At 54.5% G+C, this 16,675-nt stretch carries 14 protein-coding genes; 10 read left to right on the top strand and 4 right to left on the bottom strand.

The genetic code is table 11. The features are described 5' to 3' along the window. Positions 1-65 precede the first annotated feature (65 nt). Positions 66-668, top strand: coding sequence for a DL-endopeptidase inhibitor IseA family protein (locus tag QW71_RS20340; protein ID WP_052770105.1), 603 nt, complete (start codon positions 66-68; stop codon positions 666-668). A 19-nt stretch (positions 669-687) separates the two neighbouring features. On the opposite strand, the gene QW71_RS20345 is transcribed toward QW71_RS20340, so the two are convergent. Both QW71_RS20345 and QW71_RS20350 read right to left on the bottom strand, forming a co-directional pair. Beyond that, entirely contained in the window at positions 688-1,086 is a 399-nt protein-coding gene (locus QW71_RS20345; RefSeq protein WP_039302772.1) for a CBS domain-containing protein, read from the bottom strand. 370 nt (positions 1,087-1,456) lie between these two features. Then, positions 1,457-2,884: a VanW family protein gene (locus tag QW71_RS20350; protein WP_039302775.1), complete on the bottom strand. Its 1,428-nt coding sequence runs from the start codon at positions 2,882-2,884 to the stop codon at positions 1,457-1,459. Between the two features lie 289 nt (positions 2,885-3,173). Here QW71_RS20350 and ftsE point away from each other — a divergent pair, with 289 nt between their 5' ends. The 5 genes from ftsE to QW71_RS20375 all read left to right on the top strand — a co-directional run bounded on the left by ftsE (position 3,174) and on the right by QW71_RS20375 (position 9,212). After that, entirely contained in the window at positions 3,174-3,860 is a 687-nt protein-coding gene (gene ftsE / locus QW71_RS20355; protein ID WP_039302777.1) for a cell division ATP-binding protein FtsE, read from the top strand. Beyond that, positions 3,850-4,764, top strand: coding sequence for a permease-like cell division protein FtsX (gene ftsX, locus QW71_RS20360; RefSeq protein ID WP_039302780.1), 915 nt, complete (start codon positions 3,850-3,852; stop codon positions 4,762-4,764). Before ftsE ends, ftsX begins: the two co-directional genes overlap by 11 nt. A 43-nt stretch (positions 4,765-4,807) precedes the next feature. Beyond that, positions 4,808-6,136 carry a murein hydrolase activator EnvC gene (locus tag QW71_RS20365; protein WP_039302783.1) on the top strand — a complete coding sequence of 443 codons (1,329 nt, stop codon included), beginning with the start codon at positions 4,808-4,810 and terminating at the stop codon, positions 6,134-6,136. 117 nt (positions 6,137-6,253) lie between these two features. Continuing rightward, positions 6,254-7,720, top strand: a complete 1,467-nt coding sequence (locus QW71_RS20370) for a S41 family peptidase (RefSeq protein WP_039302786.1) — start codon at positions 6,254-6,256, stop codon at positions 7,718-7,720. A 169-nt stretch (positions 7,721-7,889) separates the two neighbouring features. Continuing rightward, a complete protein-coding gene (locus QW71_RS20375) occupies positions 7,890-9,212 on the top strand; it encodes a PDZ domain-containing protein (protein WP_373604784.1) in 1,323 nt (440 codons plus the stop codon). A gap of 648 nt (positions 9,213-9,860) precedes the next feature. Here QW71_RS20375 and QW71_RS20380 read toward each other — a convergent pair. Together QW71_RS20380 and QW71_RS37210 are read right to left on the bottom strand one after the other, a co-directional pair. Further along, entirely contained in the window at positions 9,861-10,520 is a 660-nt protein-coding gene (locus QW71_RS20380) for a response regulator transcription factor (protein ID WP_039302789.1), read from the bottom strand. A gap of 49 nt (positions 10,521-10,569) precedes the next feature. Then, the gene (locus QW71_RS37210; protein ID WP_052770106.1) at positions 10,570-11,733 is read right to left on the bottom strand and encodes a sensor histidine kinase; all 1,164 of its coding nucleotides are present in this window, start codon (positions 11,731-11,733) and stop codon (positions 10,570-10,572) included. Between the two features lie 212 nt (positions 11,734-11,945). Between QW71_RS37210 and QW71_RS20390 the strand changes: the two genes are divergently transcribed. The 4 genes from QW71_RS20390 (at position 11,946) to QW71_RS20405 (ending at position 16,540) form a co-directional block, all read left to right on the top strand. Continuing rightward, the gene (locus QW71_RS20390; RefSeq protein WP_039302792.1) at positions 11,946-12,881 is read left to right on the top strand and encodes an ABC transporter ATP-binding protein; all 936 of its coding nucleotides are present in this window, start codon (positions 11,946-11,948) and stop codon (positions 12,879-12,881) included. A 16-nt stretch (positions 12,882-12,897) separates the two neighbouring features. After that, positions 12,898-14,064 carry an ABC transporter permease gene (locus QW71_RS20395; protein ID WP_039302795.1) on the top strand — a complete coding sequence of 389 codons (1,167 nt, stop codon included), beginning with the start codon at positions 12,898-12,900 and terminating at the stop codon, positions 14,062-14,064. After that, positions 14,057-15,220 (top strand): ABC transporter permease, encoded by a 1,164-nt coding sequence (locus QW71_RS20400; protein ID WP_039302797.1) that lies wholly within the window; start codon positions 14,057-14,059, stop codon positions 15,218-15,220. The genes QW71_RS20395 and QW71_RS20400 overlap by 8 nt, the downstream gene beginning before the upstream one ends. Positions 15,221-15,385: 165 nt before the next feature. Continuing rightward, positions 15,386-16,540: a cation:proton antiporter gene (locus tag QW71_RS20405; RefSeq protein WP_039302801.1), complete on the top strand. Its 1,155-nt coding sequence runs from the start codon at positions 15,386-15,388 to the stop codon at positions 16,538-16,540. Positions 16,541-16,675 lie beyond the last annotated feature (135 nt).

Genomic DNA, 16,675 nt, shown 5'->3' on the forward strand with positions numbered 1-16,675 from the left:
ATCGCAGCAGTTGGAGAGAAATAGTTCTTCAATTTATAAAACAGGATTACAAGGAGGCAATCAGGATGAACAAAAAAATGTTGATCGGTTCATTAGCACTATCACTGGGTCTGGTTTCTGCGGGAAGCGGAGCGCTCGCGGCTTCGCCAGCGGTGGGAATAGAGGGAGTAAGAACAGTAGCGGTGTCTGCACCCGGCAAGGAAGGTCCCGCTACCATTAATAACCTTACGGTACGGAGTGTTATTCCGCTGGTAGTCCATGCCAAAGCACTGTATATGTACGCAAGCCGGGGAGGCAACGAATTCAAGCCGGAGTTATTCACCTACAAAACGCTTGAATACCGTTATCTGTCCAGTGACCTTGGCACGAAGCAGCAGCTGATGAACTATATTAAGAAAGCGTACACGCATAATGCTGCAGCTTTCTATGTACAGACACAGTTTCTGGAATATAACGGCAGAATGGCCCAGGTCCATGCGGACTTAGGCAATGCACTGGATTATACGAAGGCAACTGCCCGGATGATCTCAAAAACTGCACAAGCCGCAGTGTTTGAGCTGACAGTGCCAAGTGAGGGGTCAGATGGAGTTAACGAAACGGTAACGGTGAAGCTGAAGAAGGTGAACGGCTACTGGAGAATCGACATGTCGCCGGATACTCTTTTCTAGAGGGGATGGAGAAGTGCACTCAGTGCAGCAGCTCCGCAGGGTGAAGAATACCGGCAATCCGGCCTTGATCGGTCACGATAATACAGTCGTTTCTCATCGGTTCTGGACGCTGCATGGCTTCGGCCCAGAGTGTTTCAGCCGGGGTGGAGATGTCGGCCACCAGAGGTTTGCGGTTCATCAGCTGGGATACGGGTTCATGGTAGAATCTGTCCATGCCCATCCGGCCTGTAGCCTTGAGGAAGAAGCGTTCGCACATGATCAGTCCCACGGGTTCATTGCTGCTGCTGCGGACGATGATGCATTTGGACTCCGGATGCTGGAACAATACCCTCAAGGCTTCGCGGCAGGTAAGGGATGGCAGCACAGCCGGAGCCTGGCGGAGGATCGCGGACAGATTGGTGGTTGATGCTGTAGTCATAATATTTCATCCTTTCTGAAGAGGTCTACTTCAACTGTAGCGCGCAATCGTAAATTATAATGGCTTCCCGGGTAAGCCCTATGTAAAGGATGCCATTATTTATTAAAAAGCATGCTTGGGCTACAGTTTAAGTTTCCGCCTAATGTTACGCACGAACGGCTGTGCCTCCCTTTTTACAAGGAGGGCACAGCCGTTTTTACTTGCAGCAGCTTATTGGCCCTTTACCCCGTCCTCCACCAGCTGTCTGCCCGGGCATTATTTATTAAAAAGCATGCTTGGGCTACAGTTTAAGTTTCCGCCTAATGTTACGCACGAACGGCTGTGCCTCCCTTTTTACAAGGAGGGCACAGCCGTTTTTACTTGCAGCAGCTTATTGGCCCTTTACCCCGTCCTCCACCAGCTGTCTGCCCGGGGATTCCGGCTGCGCAGATTTGCTCATGCCGCCGCGGTTGATGGCAATGACGCGTTTCTGGGCGTAGTAGACATCACGGGAGAGCTTGTTCTTCTCCATGGCTTTGCCGTCAACATAGCGGGTAATGTAAGTCTCCACTACATAGCCGGTTTTGCCGGCCTGCAGTACCCTTGTTCCGCCCCGGGGGAGTGAGGCATCGCTCACATACTTATCGGCAGGAGGAAGTACCTCCACAGTCCGGGACTCCACGGAATAGGTGACGTTCTTCGGGAAGGTACCGAACAGCTTGACGGTCAGCGTGCGGCCCTGGACTGCGGATTTGATAATCAGATATTTGCCGGTATTGTTGCGGAAGCGGAAGTTAATATAGCCCTCGGCAAAAGTGGCATCCTGGCCTTTGGGCAGGTAGCTGACCGGAAGAGAATGGTTGCGCCGTTCAACGATCTCAAGCCCGGAGCGCAGCGCGGCATTATACAGGGTGCTGGAGACCTGGCAGATTCCCCCGCCCGTGCCGGGCTGCAGCTTGCCGTTTACAATCACCGGAGCCTCGCGGAAGCCATATTCCGCCTGGGCCTTCTGGATCGCTTTTCCGTAATCGAAAATAGCGCCAGGAGGCAGTATGGTCCCGTTGACGGCTTTGGCGGCTGCCTCCACATTGAAGCTGCGCCCGGGTCCGCTGGCCCCGAGTGAGGTGCTGAACTGGGTGATTTTTCGCTCGATGCCCTGATCCTTGAGCGCCTGCAGCGTGACATTCGGCTGCTTGACCGTTAAGGGCACCTCCAGCAAAATGCGTTTACCCTCCAGTGCCCCGTTGCCGGCAAGCCGGGTTGGTACGGCCGCCTGCAGGGCAAGCTCCAGCGCATGCCAGTCTACCTCGAAGGAGGTGGTCCCGGGAGTATAGACGACACGGTCATCACTGGTAATCTGCCGCACCGCGTCAACAGGAACGCCGAAGGATTCTTTTTCCCATGCCGGACTTAGGCTGTTCATGAGCTGCGAAATCTCCAGATGAATTCCGATATTCCAGTTCCCGTTCCAATTGTACCGGGCCTGTACCCGGTCCATTAGCGGACCGTCCGTCAGCGTCTTCAGGGCGCGCCGGAATTCCTGGGCTTCATAGGTTACCCCTGCCTGCTGCAGTGAGACACTCAGCCCGGTATCCCCCTTGGCCTTCAGGGTGAGCGGCGTAGCTTCCAGCGCCTGAAGTCTTGCCTCCAGCGCGGCCCGCACCTCGGTGATGTCCTGGCCGCTGATATCCCAGCCGGCAATGGCTGTTCCCTTGGGCAGGGTGGTCTGGGTGCCATATAAATGAAACCCTCCGGCAACCAGCGAGCCGGCCAGAATCAGGCCGAAGCCCGCGATGAGGGCAGCGTGTACTTTTTTCATAAGCAATCTCCTTCTGTAGGGGCGGATTTGCGCCGGAAGCGGCGCGGGCCATGGGATCAAGTCTTAAAGAACGCCTGGGAATGCCGATATATATAAGAGCAGAAGCTGGAGTTAACCTGATATTATTATGTATATGTAAGGATTCGGTAAAACTTTCGGGTACTCAAGGGGTTAGGGATTTGTTACAATAGATACGCCTGCGATAATAATGCAGTTTATGGAAGCTTCCGCAGTTTGGTGTCGATAAGATAAGGCCCGGCGGAATATGTCAGAATCGGGAAGTGATAAGATGATCGAGATGCAGGATGTATGGAAGACCTATCCTAACGGAACCCACGCGCTCCAGGGGATATCTGTCAAGATCGACCGTAATGAGTTCGTCTATATCGTCGGACCGTCCGGCGCAGGTAAATCAACGTTCATGAAATTAATTTATAGAGAAGAAACACCGACCAAAGGACAGATCTCTGTAGGCGGGTTCAATATCGGCAAGCTCAAGCCCCGCAAGATTCCTTATGTCCGCCGCAACATCGGCGTGGTGTTTCAGGACTTCCGCCTGCTGCCGAAGATGACGGCTTATGAGAATGTCGCTTTTGCCATGGAGGTTATCGAGGCGCCGAAGAAGGTTATCAAGAAACGTGTGAATGAAGTGCTCGATCTGGTGGGACTGCGCAGCAAAGCGGGACGTGAGCCCTCACAGCTCTCAGGGGGAGAGCAGCAGCGGATCGCCATTGCCAGAGCCATTGTCAACAACCCTTCCGTCATTATTGCGGACGAGCCTACAGGCAACCTGGACCCGGAGACCTCATGGGGCATTATGCAGCTGCTGGATGAGATTAATTTTCGCGGAACAACGATCGTAATGGCTACCCACAACAGGGATATTGTCAACAAAATGCGCAAACGGGTGCTGGCTATTGAGAACGGGACGATTGTCAGAGACCAATTGAGAGGGGATTACGGTTATGAGTTTTAAAACCTTCTTGCGGCATGTGCGGGAAGGCTTCAAAAACGTATTCCGCAACGGCTGGATGTCAGTGGCCTCCATCACGTCCATCGTTGTCTCTCTCTTCGTGCTCGGAGTGTTTATATTGCTGGTGCTCAATGTCAATGAAGTAGCGGACAAAGCAGACAGCCAGGTGCAGATCAACGTGCATCTGACGCTGAATACGGACCAGAAAATGCGGGAGAAGCTGGAAAACGAAATCGGCAGTATGCCGGAAGTCAGCAAGGTGGAGTTCGTCTCCAAAGAACAGGGTTTGAAGGAATTCCGTGAAGATATGGGGCCGGATGCCGCCGAGCTCCTGGAAGGTTTTGATGAAGATAATAATCCGCTGCCGGACAAGCTGCTCGTAGAGGTGATCGAGCCGACAACTGTTCCGTTTGTAGCTGAGAAGATAGAAGCACTGAACAAGAGCCATGAAGAGCAGCCGATCTACAAAGTGAATTATGGCAAAGGCTCCGTGGAGACCTTGTTTAAAGTGACTAAGGCTGTGCGCAACATCGGGTTTATTTTTGTGGCAGGTCTGGCGCTGATGTCCATGTTCCTGATCTCGAACACCATCCGCGTAACGATTCTCGCCCGCCGTAAGGAAATCGGCATCATGAAGCTCGTAGGGGCAACGAATTATTTTATCCGCTGGCCGTTCTTTATTGAAGGTGCACTCATCGGGCTGATCGGCTCGCTGGTTACTTCGGGTGCGCTGTATGTTGGCTATAGCAGTCTGGTGTCTTCCGTGCAGGGAGATCCGATGCTGGGGCTGCAGCTGATCCCATTTGAAAATATCTGGCTGCTGCTGTGCGGACTGCTGGTTGGCCTCGGAGTATTGATTGGTGTGTGGGGAAGTACCGTATCGATCCGCAAGTTCTTGAAGGTATAGCATAAATAAAATTCACATTTGAACAAAGGACGGGGAGTGCGAGTTGAAGAAGATTGTCGCCGGAATAGCCGTAATGTTGCTGGCTGTCACAATGTTCGGGCCCTCTGACGGATATGCGAAGAAAACAAGTGTTGCCGAGATAGACAAGCAGCTGAAGCAGCTGCAGCAGGAGGTCAAGGCGGCCAAGGCGGCGCAGGAGAAGGCGGCATCCCGCAATCAGGAAGCGCAGCACTATAAGAATAAGACCACGCTGAATCTCCAGTATGTGCTGGACCAGATTGACCAGGTGAAGGGTGAGATGACGACCATTTCCGGTAAAATCGCCAGTACGGAGGAGTCGCTTAATGTGACGGCAACTGAACTGGACGATGCAGAGGCACGTGTGGCTTCCCGCGAAAAGCTGCTGGAATCGCGTGTCCGCCTGATGTACACGGATGGTGCAGTCTCTTATCTGGATGTGCTGCTGTCTTCCACCAGCTTCTCGGATTTCCTTGACCGGGCCGATTCCCTGAAGATGATCGTGGATCAGGATCAGGATCTGCTGGTGCAGCATAAGCTGGACAAGCAGACGGTTATTGCGAAGAAGCAGGAGCTGGAGGGGCAATACGCCCAGGCTAAGCAGCTGTACACCGATCTGGAGTCGCAGCGCAGTGTGCTGAAGGAGAAGGAAGCGGAGAAGCAGGAGCTAATCGCTTACTACGATGAAGAGATTCAAGAGGCTGAGGTGATCTCCGAAGAGCAGAATGCCAAGCTGGTGCAGCTGGCCAGCAACCGCTCTGCCCTGGAGGAGCAGAAGGACAAGCTTAAGGCTGAGGAAGCAGCACGCCGGGCAGCGGCCGCCAAAGCTGAAGCGGCACGCCGGGCGGCCCCCGCGGCCCGCCGGGCGGCCGCTGCAGCTGCCAAAGCGGCTAAGGCCGCCAAGTCTGCGAGCAGCGGCGGAAGCTCCATTGCCAGCGTAGAGGAATATGCCGGCGGTGACGGGCCGTTCCTGCTGCCGGTAGGCTCGGCGCGTGTCTCTTCGCCTTATGGTGTCCGGACGCATCCGGTTACAGGTGAAGTCGGTAAAATGCATACCGGCGTAGACTTTGCAGTTCCGCAGGGTACGAATATTCATGCGGCGGATTCCGGTACTGTCCTGGTGGCGGAATGGTGGAGCGGCTACGGCTATTGTGTAATCATTGACCATGGCGGCGGTGTATGGACGCTGTATGGACATATCCGCGAAGGCGGAATCAAGGTGAAACCGGGTGAACGGGTAGAGCGCGGACAGACCATTGCCGAATCCGGTGCTACCGGACGCGTGACCGGCCCGCATCTGCATTTCGAAGTGCGGGTCGACGGCAAGACAGTTAATCCTATGCCGTATCTGTAAATTTAAGCTCTAATAAATATAATTTCATTCAGCGGCATATACTGGAAGAGATGCCGTTTCTCATGGAACGGACCCTTGCGGGTGATAAGATGGACAAGAAGGGACGGTGGGAACATCATGTTAAAGAAGAGTACCGCGGCCTTTATGATCGTCGCCGCGCTGCTGTGCGGCAGCCTGCTGACCCTGGGCGTGACCGGCTATGCGCATGTATTCGGACAAGCGGCAGGCGAGGGAATTGCGACGGTCCTGCAGACAGCCGGACTGCAAGACAAGGAATCCAAGAAGCTAGGTACCGCCCTCAGCCTGATCGAGAGCAATTATTATGAGACCGTGGACCGCGAGAAGCTGATCGACGGCGCTGTCAACGGTATGATGGAAGCACTGGGCGACCCTTATTCCAACTATATGGGCAAGGAAACGGCAGCAAGATTCGAAGAGAGTATCGAAGGCTCCTTCTCGGGCATCGGTGCTGAAGTCTCCTCGGATAACGGCAAGGTCGTTGTAGTCTCGCCGATCAAAGGTTCACCGGCTGAGAAGGCCGGCATTCAGGCCAAGGATGTAATCCTCTCCGTTAATGGGGAATCGCTGGAGGGGCTGGAGCTTAATGATGCTGTAGCCAAAATCCGCGGCCCCAAGGGAAGCGATGCAACCCTGAAGATTCAGCGTACCGGTACAGCAGAGCCGCTGGAATTCGTCATTACCCGCGATGATGTGAGACTGGAAACGGTCTATGCTACGATGGAGAAGGACAATATCGGAGTGATCGAGGTTACGCAATTCTCACAGAATACTGGGAAGCGGTTCGAGGAAGAACTGACCAAGCTGGAAACACAAGGCATGAAGGGACTTGTCATTGATGTCCGCAATGACCCCGGCGGTGTGCTGCCGGTCGTTATCGAAATGGCAGAGCAGTTTGTACCGGCCGGCAAAGCAATCGTGCAGGTCGAAGACAAAAACAAGCAGCGCGAGGTCAGCACCTCAAAGGGCTCCAGTAAAAAGTATCCGGTAGTTGTGCTGATGAATAAAGGCAGCGCGAGCGCTTCGGAGATCATGGCAGGAGCACTGCAGCAATCTGCGGGTGCGAAGCTGATCGGTGAGGACTCGTTCGGGAAAGGCACCGTCCAGACCAGCTTCGAAGAGCAGCTGGGTGACGGCAGTCTGCTGAAGATTACGATTGCCAAGTGGCTGACACCAGACGGCACCTGGATTCACGGCAAGGGCATCAAGCCGGATATTGCGGTCGCCCAGCCGGATTACTTCTCGGTGGCGCCGATTAATAAGAGTGTAACGCTGCAATATAATATGAACAGCACGGATGTCAAAAGCGCACAGACGATGCTGGATGGTCTGGGCTATAAGCCGGGCCGCAAGGATGGATATTTCGATGCCGGCACCAAGGAAGCGGTCAAGAAATTCCAGAGCACCTCGAAGCTGAAGGCAACAGGCGTGATTGATGCCAAGACCGCAGAAGCGCTGGAGCTGGCGCTGATTAAGGTCATTCAGGACCCGGCCAAAGACAATCAGCGGAATAAGGGAATCGAAGAGATCCGGAAGGAAATCAAGGCTACGGCGTCGAACAAGTAAGAAGGCTGATTCCAGCCTTCTTTTTTTCTACAAATAGAAGAAAGTTTATGTTGTACGCTAAAGGCTGATGGCGATACAGGGTATTGCTGCTTCGATAACATAGACTCATTTTAGAGGACGCCTAATACATTTCCACTGGTCCCGGACGATAAGGAGTGTGACGAACGGTTTGAATGTGATGTTGGAACTGCTTGCTAGCTGGGGTACAGCGGTCATTCATCTGCTGATTCAGCCTTATTACTATATCGCTCTTATATTTATTGCACTCTATTACCGCAGGCAGGTTGCGCTGGAGAGGAAGCTCATCCATGTGAAGCTGCACAGCTGGGGCCGGGAAACGTGGCGGACGGTGTGGACTGGCGGGGTTGCGGGACTTGTGGTTTCCTTAGCAGCTGTAGCCTTGGGTATCTCTTTGTCCTATACGGCTGTAGCCTGCATCTGGGTGGTCAGTCTGGTATTAATGCTTTTTCGTGTGCGCTATTTATGCTTTGCGTATTCTATAGGTGTGCTGGGAATTGTACAGTTTGTTCTTTCGTTCTTTCCGGATACGCTGCAGAGCGGAGCCGCGGGAACGATTGCCGGGGCGCTGCGGGAGATGGATATCCCGGCGCTGCTGGTGCTGGCCGCGCTGCTCCATCTGGCTGAAGCGCTGCTGGCGCGCTGGCAGGGCGCCAGGCTGGCGACCCCGCTCTTCCTTGCCGGCAAGCGCGGCAAGGTGGTTGGCGGCTACCAGCTGCAGGCCTTCTGGCCGCTGCCGCTGTTCCTGCTGATTCCCCCGGGTGCGGGAATCGGTGAACTGCCCTGGCATCCGCTGCTGGGCGGGGCCTTAGGCCTGGTCTCCCTGCCGGTCATCATCGGCTTCAGCGAGATGACCCAGGGCATGCTGCCCGGACGCAAGGCGGCCCGCACTTCAGGACGGCTGCTGGTGTACAGCATCGTCCTGCTCGGCTTAAGCCTGCTTGCGGACTGGTGGAGCCCGCTGACCCTGGTCGCGGCGCTAAGTGCAGTGCTCCTGCACGAAGGGTTAAGCTGGTACAGCGCTCTGGAGGAGCGCAGTATCAGTCCCGTCTTCGTGCATCCCCCGGCCGGCCGCAAGGTGCTGGCTGTGCTGCCGGGCAGCCCTGGGCAGGAGCTGGGCATCCTGCCCGGCGAGGTCCTGCTGAAGGTCAACGGGGTCCTGTTGACCGGCGCGGCGCAGCTGCATGAGGCGCTGCGCATGAATTCGGCGTTCTGTAAGCTGGAGGTGCTGAACCGCGAAGGCGAGAGCAAATACCTCCAGCGCGCAATCTACGATGGCGATCACCATCAGCTCGGCATCATTCTGGTGCCGGAGCCGGACGGAAGCGTGACCGCAGAGGCCAAGCCGTCCAGCATCTTCAGCATCATCGGGATGCAGACGGGAACCCGCCAGCGGGGGCATACGCCCGGACGGCGGGGCCGGAAGAAGCCTGCCTCCTCTGCGGAGGCTAAGCAGAAATCTGCCGGAGTCTGACGGGGCAGCATAGAAGAATGAAACGGTGAAAGGCCAGTTCTCCCTGATTATCATCCAGGGAGAACTGGGAGGCTAAGCAGAAATCTGCCGGAGTCTGACGGGGCAGCATAGAAGAATGAAACGGTGAAAGGCCAGTTCTCCCTGATTATCATCCAGGGAGAACTGGCCTTTTTTTAGAAAAGTTAAGAGATTACATGTTAATTGTGCAACTAGAAGACGCCCTCATCCCGCAAACCCGCCAATCCGGCAGAAATCCTGCACAAAGTACAACAATGTGCGCTCAGTAGCCGCCAATCCGGCGGAATTCCTGTATGAAATACAACAATGTGTGCTCAGCACCCGCCATTCCGGCGGAAATCCTGCAAAAAGTACAACAATGTACCCTATTACCCGCCAACCCCGCAGAATTCTTGCATTACGTACAACAATGTGTTCCGGTTACCCAAACCCGGCCAAACCGCCACCCTATGATTCATTCCAACTCGTATACGCCAAATTTAATGTCCATCACAAAAGTCCCCTTGCTCTCTCCACCTGAAATCTCTTGAAATCTCCAGAAATCGAGACTACCCTCCTGAGGATGAATCGCCGTTTCCGCATGTACTACCCGAGCCGCTACTGAGCCGCTCCGAGCCCCTACCCAAGCCCCTACCGGTTCCCCTGACTCTTCAAATAGAGAATGGCGATCTGTGTCCGGTCCCGCAGCCCGAGCTTGCTGAGGATATCGGTAATATAGTTTTTGACCGTGCCTTCGCTTAAGAACAGCTTCCCGGCAATCTCTTTATTGGTAAGTCCCTCTGCAATCGAGGACACTATGGTCAGCTCTGCTTTAGTCAGCCCGTAGGATTCCAGAGCCTGCCTATGGGCGGCTTCCTGACGGACAGGCGGCTGGAGGAAGCCGGCCAGTTTGCGGGCGATATCCGGATGAATGAGCATGTTACCCTCATGAACAGTCTTGATGCCCTGAATGATCCGGTCCGGCGGAATGTTCTTGAGCAGATAACCGCTGGCTCCGTTACGCAGTGCTTCAATGATATATTCATCATCGTCGAAGGTAGTCAGCATCAGAACGGCTACGTGCGGATAAGCTTCTTTGATTAGGCGTGTGCCTTCCACACCGCCGCAGCCCGGCATCCGGATATCCATGAGTGTGACATCAGCCCCGCAGCCTGGCGTCGCCAGCAAAGCGAGCGCTTCAAAGCCATCCCCTGCCGTACCGGCCACCTCAATCTCAGGGTCCAGCCCAACCAGCACCTTCAAGCTCTCACGGATAAAAGAGTCGTCGTCCACGATCAATACTTTAATCATCCTATGCTTAGCTCCTTCTCACTGTAATTGGGGCTCCGCCAGCCCATAACTAATACTGAAAATCCTCTCCTTGCCTGTACACAGGCAACCGGGTAATGACTGTGAACTGCGGCACAGGCTGCAGCTCCAGGGTTCCGCCGATCAGGACGGTGCGTTCCGTCATACCGGTTAGACCCATGCCTCCGCCGCTTTGCAGTTTATGCAGAGCGTCTTCTTCGGGCAGCCGGCCGTTATTTCCTGCCTCCATCATGATCTCGTGATCCCTATACGATAAGGTAATCCAGACAGAGTCCGCCTTGCCGTGCCGCAGCGCATTGGTGATGGCTTCCCGGGCGTTTTTGTAGAGCACGACCTGAATGCTCGGGTAGAGCGGATAAGGAATCCCCTGCACAGTATAGGAGGTTGCAATGCCGGTATCACGGCCTACCTCCTCCAGCAGCCGGTCGAGCGCATACGCACCTTCAAGCTGCGGCGTATAGTTGATCCGCTTCAGCGCAGCCCGCATATCGTCCATACTGGCCGAGAGCTGGTCCCGGACCTGATGCATCATGCCAAGGCCAGTTTCGGGAGCAGCCGGCAGTGTATGGATGGCGGCTTCTGTCATCATTTTGACCCGGATTAGCCGGTGTCCGATATCATCATGCAGCTGGCGTGCGATCCGCACCCGTTCCTCCGCTTGCGCGGCAACCTCTACCTGCGAGGTGAACTGGAGCAGGCGCGAGCGTGTTTCCTGAAGCTCGAAATGCTTCTTGCGCAGCTCATCGTAGAGAAACAGGGTATCTGTGCGGCCGCGTCCCGTCCGGATCAGCTGTATATTCAGCGCGGCGGCCAGCAGGAAGGTAAGGTTCGTGAACGCCTGCACAGCCGGGGCAGCATCGCGGAAGGCAACATTGAGCAGCACCAGGTGAATACAGAAGAAGGCTATTGCCGTGTTCTTACGCTGCAGCCAGGAGTAGGACAGTACCGCCGACAGAGCCGGAAAAATCATCAATGTGTTGTACTGGTAACACAGCCAGGCTGTGTAGATCAGCTCAATGCCCCCGGTGAGCAGAGGGAAGGGCTGCGGCAGTTTTGTGCCAAGCGTTGCGATCAGGAGCAGCAGGAGGAAATGAAGCGTGAACTGTTCATAGTCGGCGTACTCATAGACATAGATAGATAGTACTGCAGGAATGATAATGAGACCGTAACGCAGCATATTCAGTTCTCTGGTCAATTAGGGTCATCCTTTTTTAAAATGAATTTATATGTTTTACTCGATAACTTATCCTTCTATCCCTTCTCAGGTATCTCCATCTTAGCATAAGAGCGCCATCGTTCAGGAGATGACTTTGGTCACCTCCAGAGGATGACCTTCTGTACCTTCGGCCGCGCCTTCACTGCGCTACAATGAGAATACGAGAACTAAGGGAACAGGAGCGATGGCAAATGGCACTTGCGATATTAACCGATGTGGTGAAAAGGTATGACAGCAAACTGATCGTGGACCATGTGAATTTCAGTCTGCAGGAAGGTGAAATATTCGGTCTGCTCGGCCCTAATGGTGCCGGGAAAAGCACAACAATCAGCATGATCTGCGGTCTGCTTAAGGCGGACAGCGGCGAGATTATGATCGATGGCCTGTCCGTAAGGGAGAAGCCGCTGGAGGTTAAGAAGCGTATAGGGCTTGTCCCTCAGGAGCTGGCTTTATACGAGAATATGTCGGCGGCAGAGAATGTAAGCTTTTTTGGAAAGCTGTATGGCCTGCGCGGGAAGCTGTTGAAGGAACGGATTCAGGAAGCGCTGGAATTCACAGGTCTTAGCGACCGGGCCAGGGATAAGCCGTCCACCTTCTCGGGGGGGATGAAACGGCGCCTCAATATCGCCTGTGCCATCATGCACCGGCCGCGCCTGATCATTATGGATGAGCCGACCGTCGGCATTGATCCGCAGTCCCGCAATCACATTCTGGAGTCGGTCAAAACACTGAATAAGCTGGGTTCAACGATTATCTATACCAGCCACTATATGGAAGAGGTAGCAGCGGTCTGTGACCGGGTGGCGATTATGGATAAAGGTCATATTATTGCCTGCGGCACGGAGAGCGAACTGCGGGAACGGGTAGCCCATGAGGAGAAAATAGTGGTTAAGGCGGCGAATATCACTCCAGCTCTAATTAACGAGCTTCGTCAGCATCCACGGATTAGCCGGGTGGAGGTTGTGCAGGATGCTGTGGAGATGTATCTGCCTTCTTCACAAAATGAGCTGCAGGACATTCTGTTTATTATCGCCAAGCATGAAGGGGTAATTGCCTCCCTTAACATTGAAGAGCCGGATCTGGAGACGTTGTTCCTCAGTCTGACCGGGCGGACATTACGGGATTAGAGAGGAGGACAGCGAGATGAATACCTGGACCATTATGATCTATGAACTGCGCAGATTGTTCCGCTCACGTTCGATGCTGCTTAATATGTTTCTGCTGCCGCTGGTGCTGATCTTTCTGCTGGGGGCCTCGCTCTCCGGGGTGGTGGGTGTGAAAGAAGCCGATGAGATCGACCCAGTACGGGTAGCTGTTGTGAATGCCGCAGGCGGAGAAGCAGGGACCTCTGCTATGATAACCGCTTTTCTGGAGGTACCGGAAGTGAAGGATCTCATCATCGCCCACAAGCCAGAGAGCCGGGAGGCGGCAGAAAGCGGGCTTCGTACAGGCAAATACGCCTATGCGGTCATTGTCCCTTCCGGCTTCGATGAAGAGGTGCAGCGCGGAGAACACGCCCGGCTGGAGTTTATTCTCGGCAAGGATCATACCGATAATCTGGTGGCGGGAACGGCTTTTGACAATTTTCTCAGTACGATCAATTACAAGCAGTCGGCAGCGGTAGCGCTTGGGCCGAAAGCACTTGCAGTTCCTCCGGTAACGGCAGAGACAGGGGCAGTGGTGATGGGTGATCTGAATAACGGGGGTAAAACCTATACAGCCTCCCAGTTCTACGCGGCTTCCATGCTGATGATGTTTCTTCTGTACACCGGGCTGACGGTAACGGGCTCTCTCTTCAGTGATAAAGAGAACCATACGCTTTTTCGGATCAATTCGATGCCGGTCAAGGGCTCCCAGCTGTTTATCGGCAAAATGCTGGGGGTAGGCCTGGTCAGCATCCTTCAGTGTCTGGCGATCATTGTGCTGTCAGACCGGCTGTTCGGTGTCTATTGGGGCAACCGGCCGGGACTTCTGTTGTTGTTCTGCCTGTTGATGATCATCGCGTCCATGACGTTCTCCATTGTCATCTGCCTGTTCAGCAAAACTTCGGCCAGCGCAACGAATGTTATTAATGTTCTGACCGTAGTGATGACCTTCGTCAGCGGGGGGATGGCTCCGCTTCCTGATTCCTGGGTGAACAGCATCGGTGCATTCACAGTCAACCATTGGGCACAGCAGGCGATTATCCGCATGATGCTCCATTCCGGTCTGAAGCAGATTCTGCCGAACTTATGGGTGATGTGTCTGATTTGTGCAGTTCTGCTGTGTGTAATGACTGTCTCATACCGGAAGGTGGGCTACCATGAATAAAATAATAACCATTGCCTGGAATATGATCCGGCGAAGCCTTGGCTCTGTCAAAGGGGTGCTGATATTTATTCTGCTGCCCAGTGTTGTGGTTGCAGGAATCATTTCACTCACTGGGGGCGTTGGCGATGGTCCGGTGACCATATTGTACGCCAATATGGATACGGGTGCTGCCGGAAAGCATCTGCTCTCCGAACTGGAGCAGACCGGCGATTACAAGTTAGAGCAGCGCAGGGATGAGGCGGCATTGAAGGAAGCGGCGATCGGGCAGGAGGGGGCGGCAGGGATATGGATTCCAGAGGGGTATTCAGCCGCCCTGATTGCCGGGCAGGAGCCGCAGATTAGCATCTATGAGCTTCGCGCGAGCGAGAGCTCGATTATCGTCAAGATGAAGGTCAATGCGATTGCCGGAAACATGGCTGAAGCTGCGCATGCCGTTGCTGCGCTCAGCGGCTGCACGGCAGCAGATCAGCAGGCGCAGTTCGCTGCTGTGCTGAAGCAGGCGGAGCAGCATCATGTGGGAAGCATTCGTACGGATTATGATTTATACCCCCGGGAGACGCTGGGTGTGATTACCGGTCTGACGCTCATGTTCCTGATGACACTGGTGACAAGCTCCGTGTCCCTGATCAACGATGACCGCCGGGGGCGCACGATGATGCGGATGTTCAGCGCCCCGGTCCGCTCTTACGAAATTGCCCTCGGCAATTTCCTAGGCAGCTTTCTCGTAGGGATTATTCAGATCATCGTGGTGCTCTCGCTTGGGAAATGGATACTGCGCTACGATTATGAGATGCCGATGTTTCTCTACTTCCTGGTTCTGGCCGCATTCATGCTGGTATCCATGGGCATCGCCAGCACCGTAGCGGGACTGATCCGTAATCCGCGCAATGCCGGCATGCTCAATTCGCTGATCCTTATACCCACCTGTATGCTGGGCGGCTGCTTCTGGCCGATCTCGATCATGCCGGATTATATGCAGAAGCTAGCTAATTTCACACCGCAGAAATGGGCCATCCAGGCGGTAGATATCGCCGCAACGGGCGGAGGCTGGAACGAGCTGTGGCTGCCTTTTGCCATTCTCGGCCTGATGGCGGCAGTCCTGCTGACGATTGGCTCCACCATACTGCGTCCGAATGAAGCGGGAATCAGTGGCTGAGATTAAATAAGCATGGCGGTTTACAGCCATTATCATTAAAGTTATACTAGAGGTAATAGTTTGACCCGAACTGAATATTTATGTGTTTTTAGGAGGAGCCTGTCACCAAGGGCTCCTCTTTGTCTTTTTTAGGGGCCAATATAGACAAAAGGAGTAGAGTACATCATGGAATTCATCTTATATTTGCTGTTGATTCTGTTATTCACCAAGCTGGCCGGGGAACTGTCTGTGCGGCTGGGGCAGCCTGCCGTGCTGGGCAAGCTGATTGTCGGTATCCTGCTGGGACCGGCGGTGCTGGGCTGGGTGCAGGACGGCGAGTTCATTCACTACATGTCGGAGATCGGTGTGCTGCTGCTGATGTTCATCGCCGGACTGGAGACTGACCTCGATCAGCTGCGCAAAAACTGGAAGTCTGCTTTCGCGGTAGCGGTTGGCGGTATTATCCTGCCGTTCGCAGGCGGCTTTGCCATCGGGGAATGGTTCGGCTTCGCGTATCATAACGCGCTGTTCCTGGGGGTGATTATGAGTGCTACTTCGGTCAGTATCTCCGTTCAGGTGCTCAAGGAGATGAACCGGCTGAATACGCCGGAAGGCTCCACAATTCTGGGTGCGGCGGTTGTCGATGATATTCTGGTAGTGGTTCTGCTCGCGGTGCTGATGAGCTTTTTCGGTACGGGCGATGATATTTCGATAAGTCTGCTGATCGGCAAAAAGCTGCTGTTCTTCGCCGTCGCTGTCCTTGCAGGCTGGCTGGTTGTACCCCGGGTGATGCGGTGGCTTGCTCCGCTGCGGGTGACCGAAGCGACGATCACGGCCGCCCTGGTGATTCTGTTCGGATATGCTTATTTCGCTGAAATGATGGGGATGGCCGGAATTATCGGCGCTTTTGCTGCCGGGATTGCCATTGCACAAACCTCCTTCAAGCATGTGGTGGAGTCCAAAGTAGAGCCGATTGCTTACTCGCTGTTTGTGCCGGTCTTTTTTGTCAGCATCGGTCTCAGTGTCAGCTTTGAGGGCCTCGGCAGCCAGCTCGGATTCATGGTGGTGCTGTCACTGGTCGCTATTCTGGCTAAGCTGCTTGGCGGCGGAATCGGCGCACGCCTTACCGGCTTCAATACCCGCTCATCACTGGTCATTGGTACGGGAATGATCTCCAGAGGCGAGGTCGCCCTGATCATTGCGGCCACGGGGCTTGAGAGCGGGCTGCTGCTGCCGCAATATTTCACCGGCGTTATCATTGCTGTAATTATTACTACACTGGTGACACCGCCGCTGCTAAAGAGTATGTTCCGGGAAGAAGCGGTACGGAATTCGCCTTAATTGCTATGCGGCGATACCAGGTTATTCTTTAACAGGCTGTCCTCTACAGGGCAGCTTTTTTGCGTTGTACCTCTGGAAGGAGCCGCCACCCGCCTTAAGACCGAGAACGAAACCCTCCGCCGGACCGTTTTGGCA

This window comes from Paenibacillus sp. IHB B 3415 (assembly GCF_000802655.2).
GTDB classification, from domain to species: domain Bacteria; phylum Bacillota; class Bacilli; order Paenibacillales; family Paenibacillaceae; genus Paenibacillus_AQ; species Paenibacillus_AQ phytohabitans.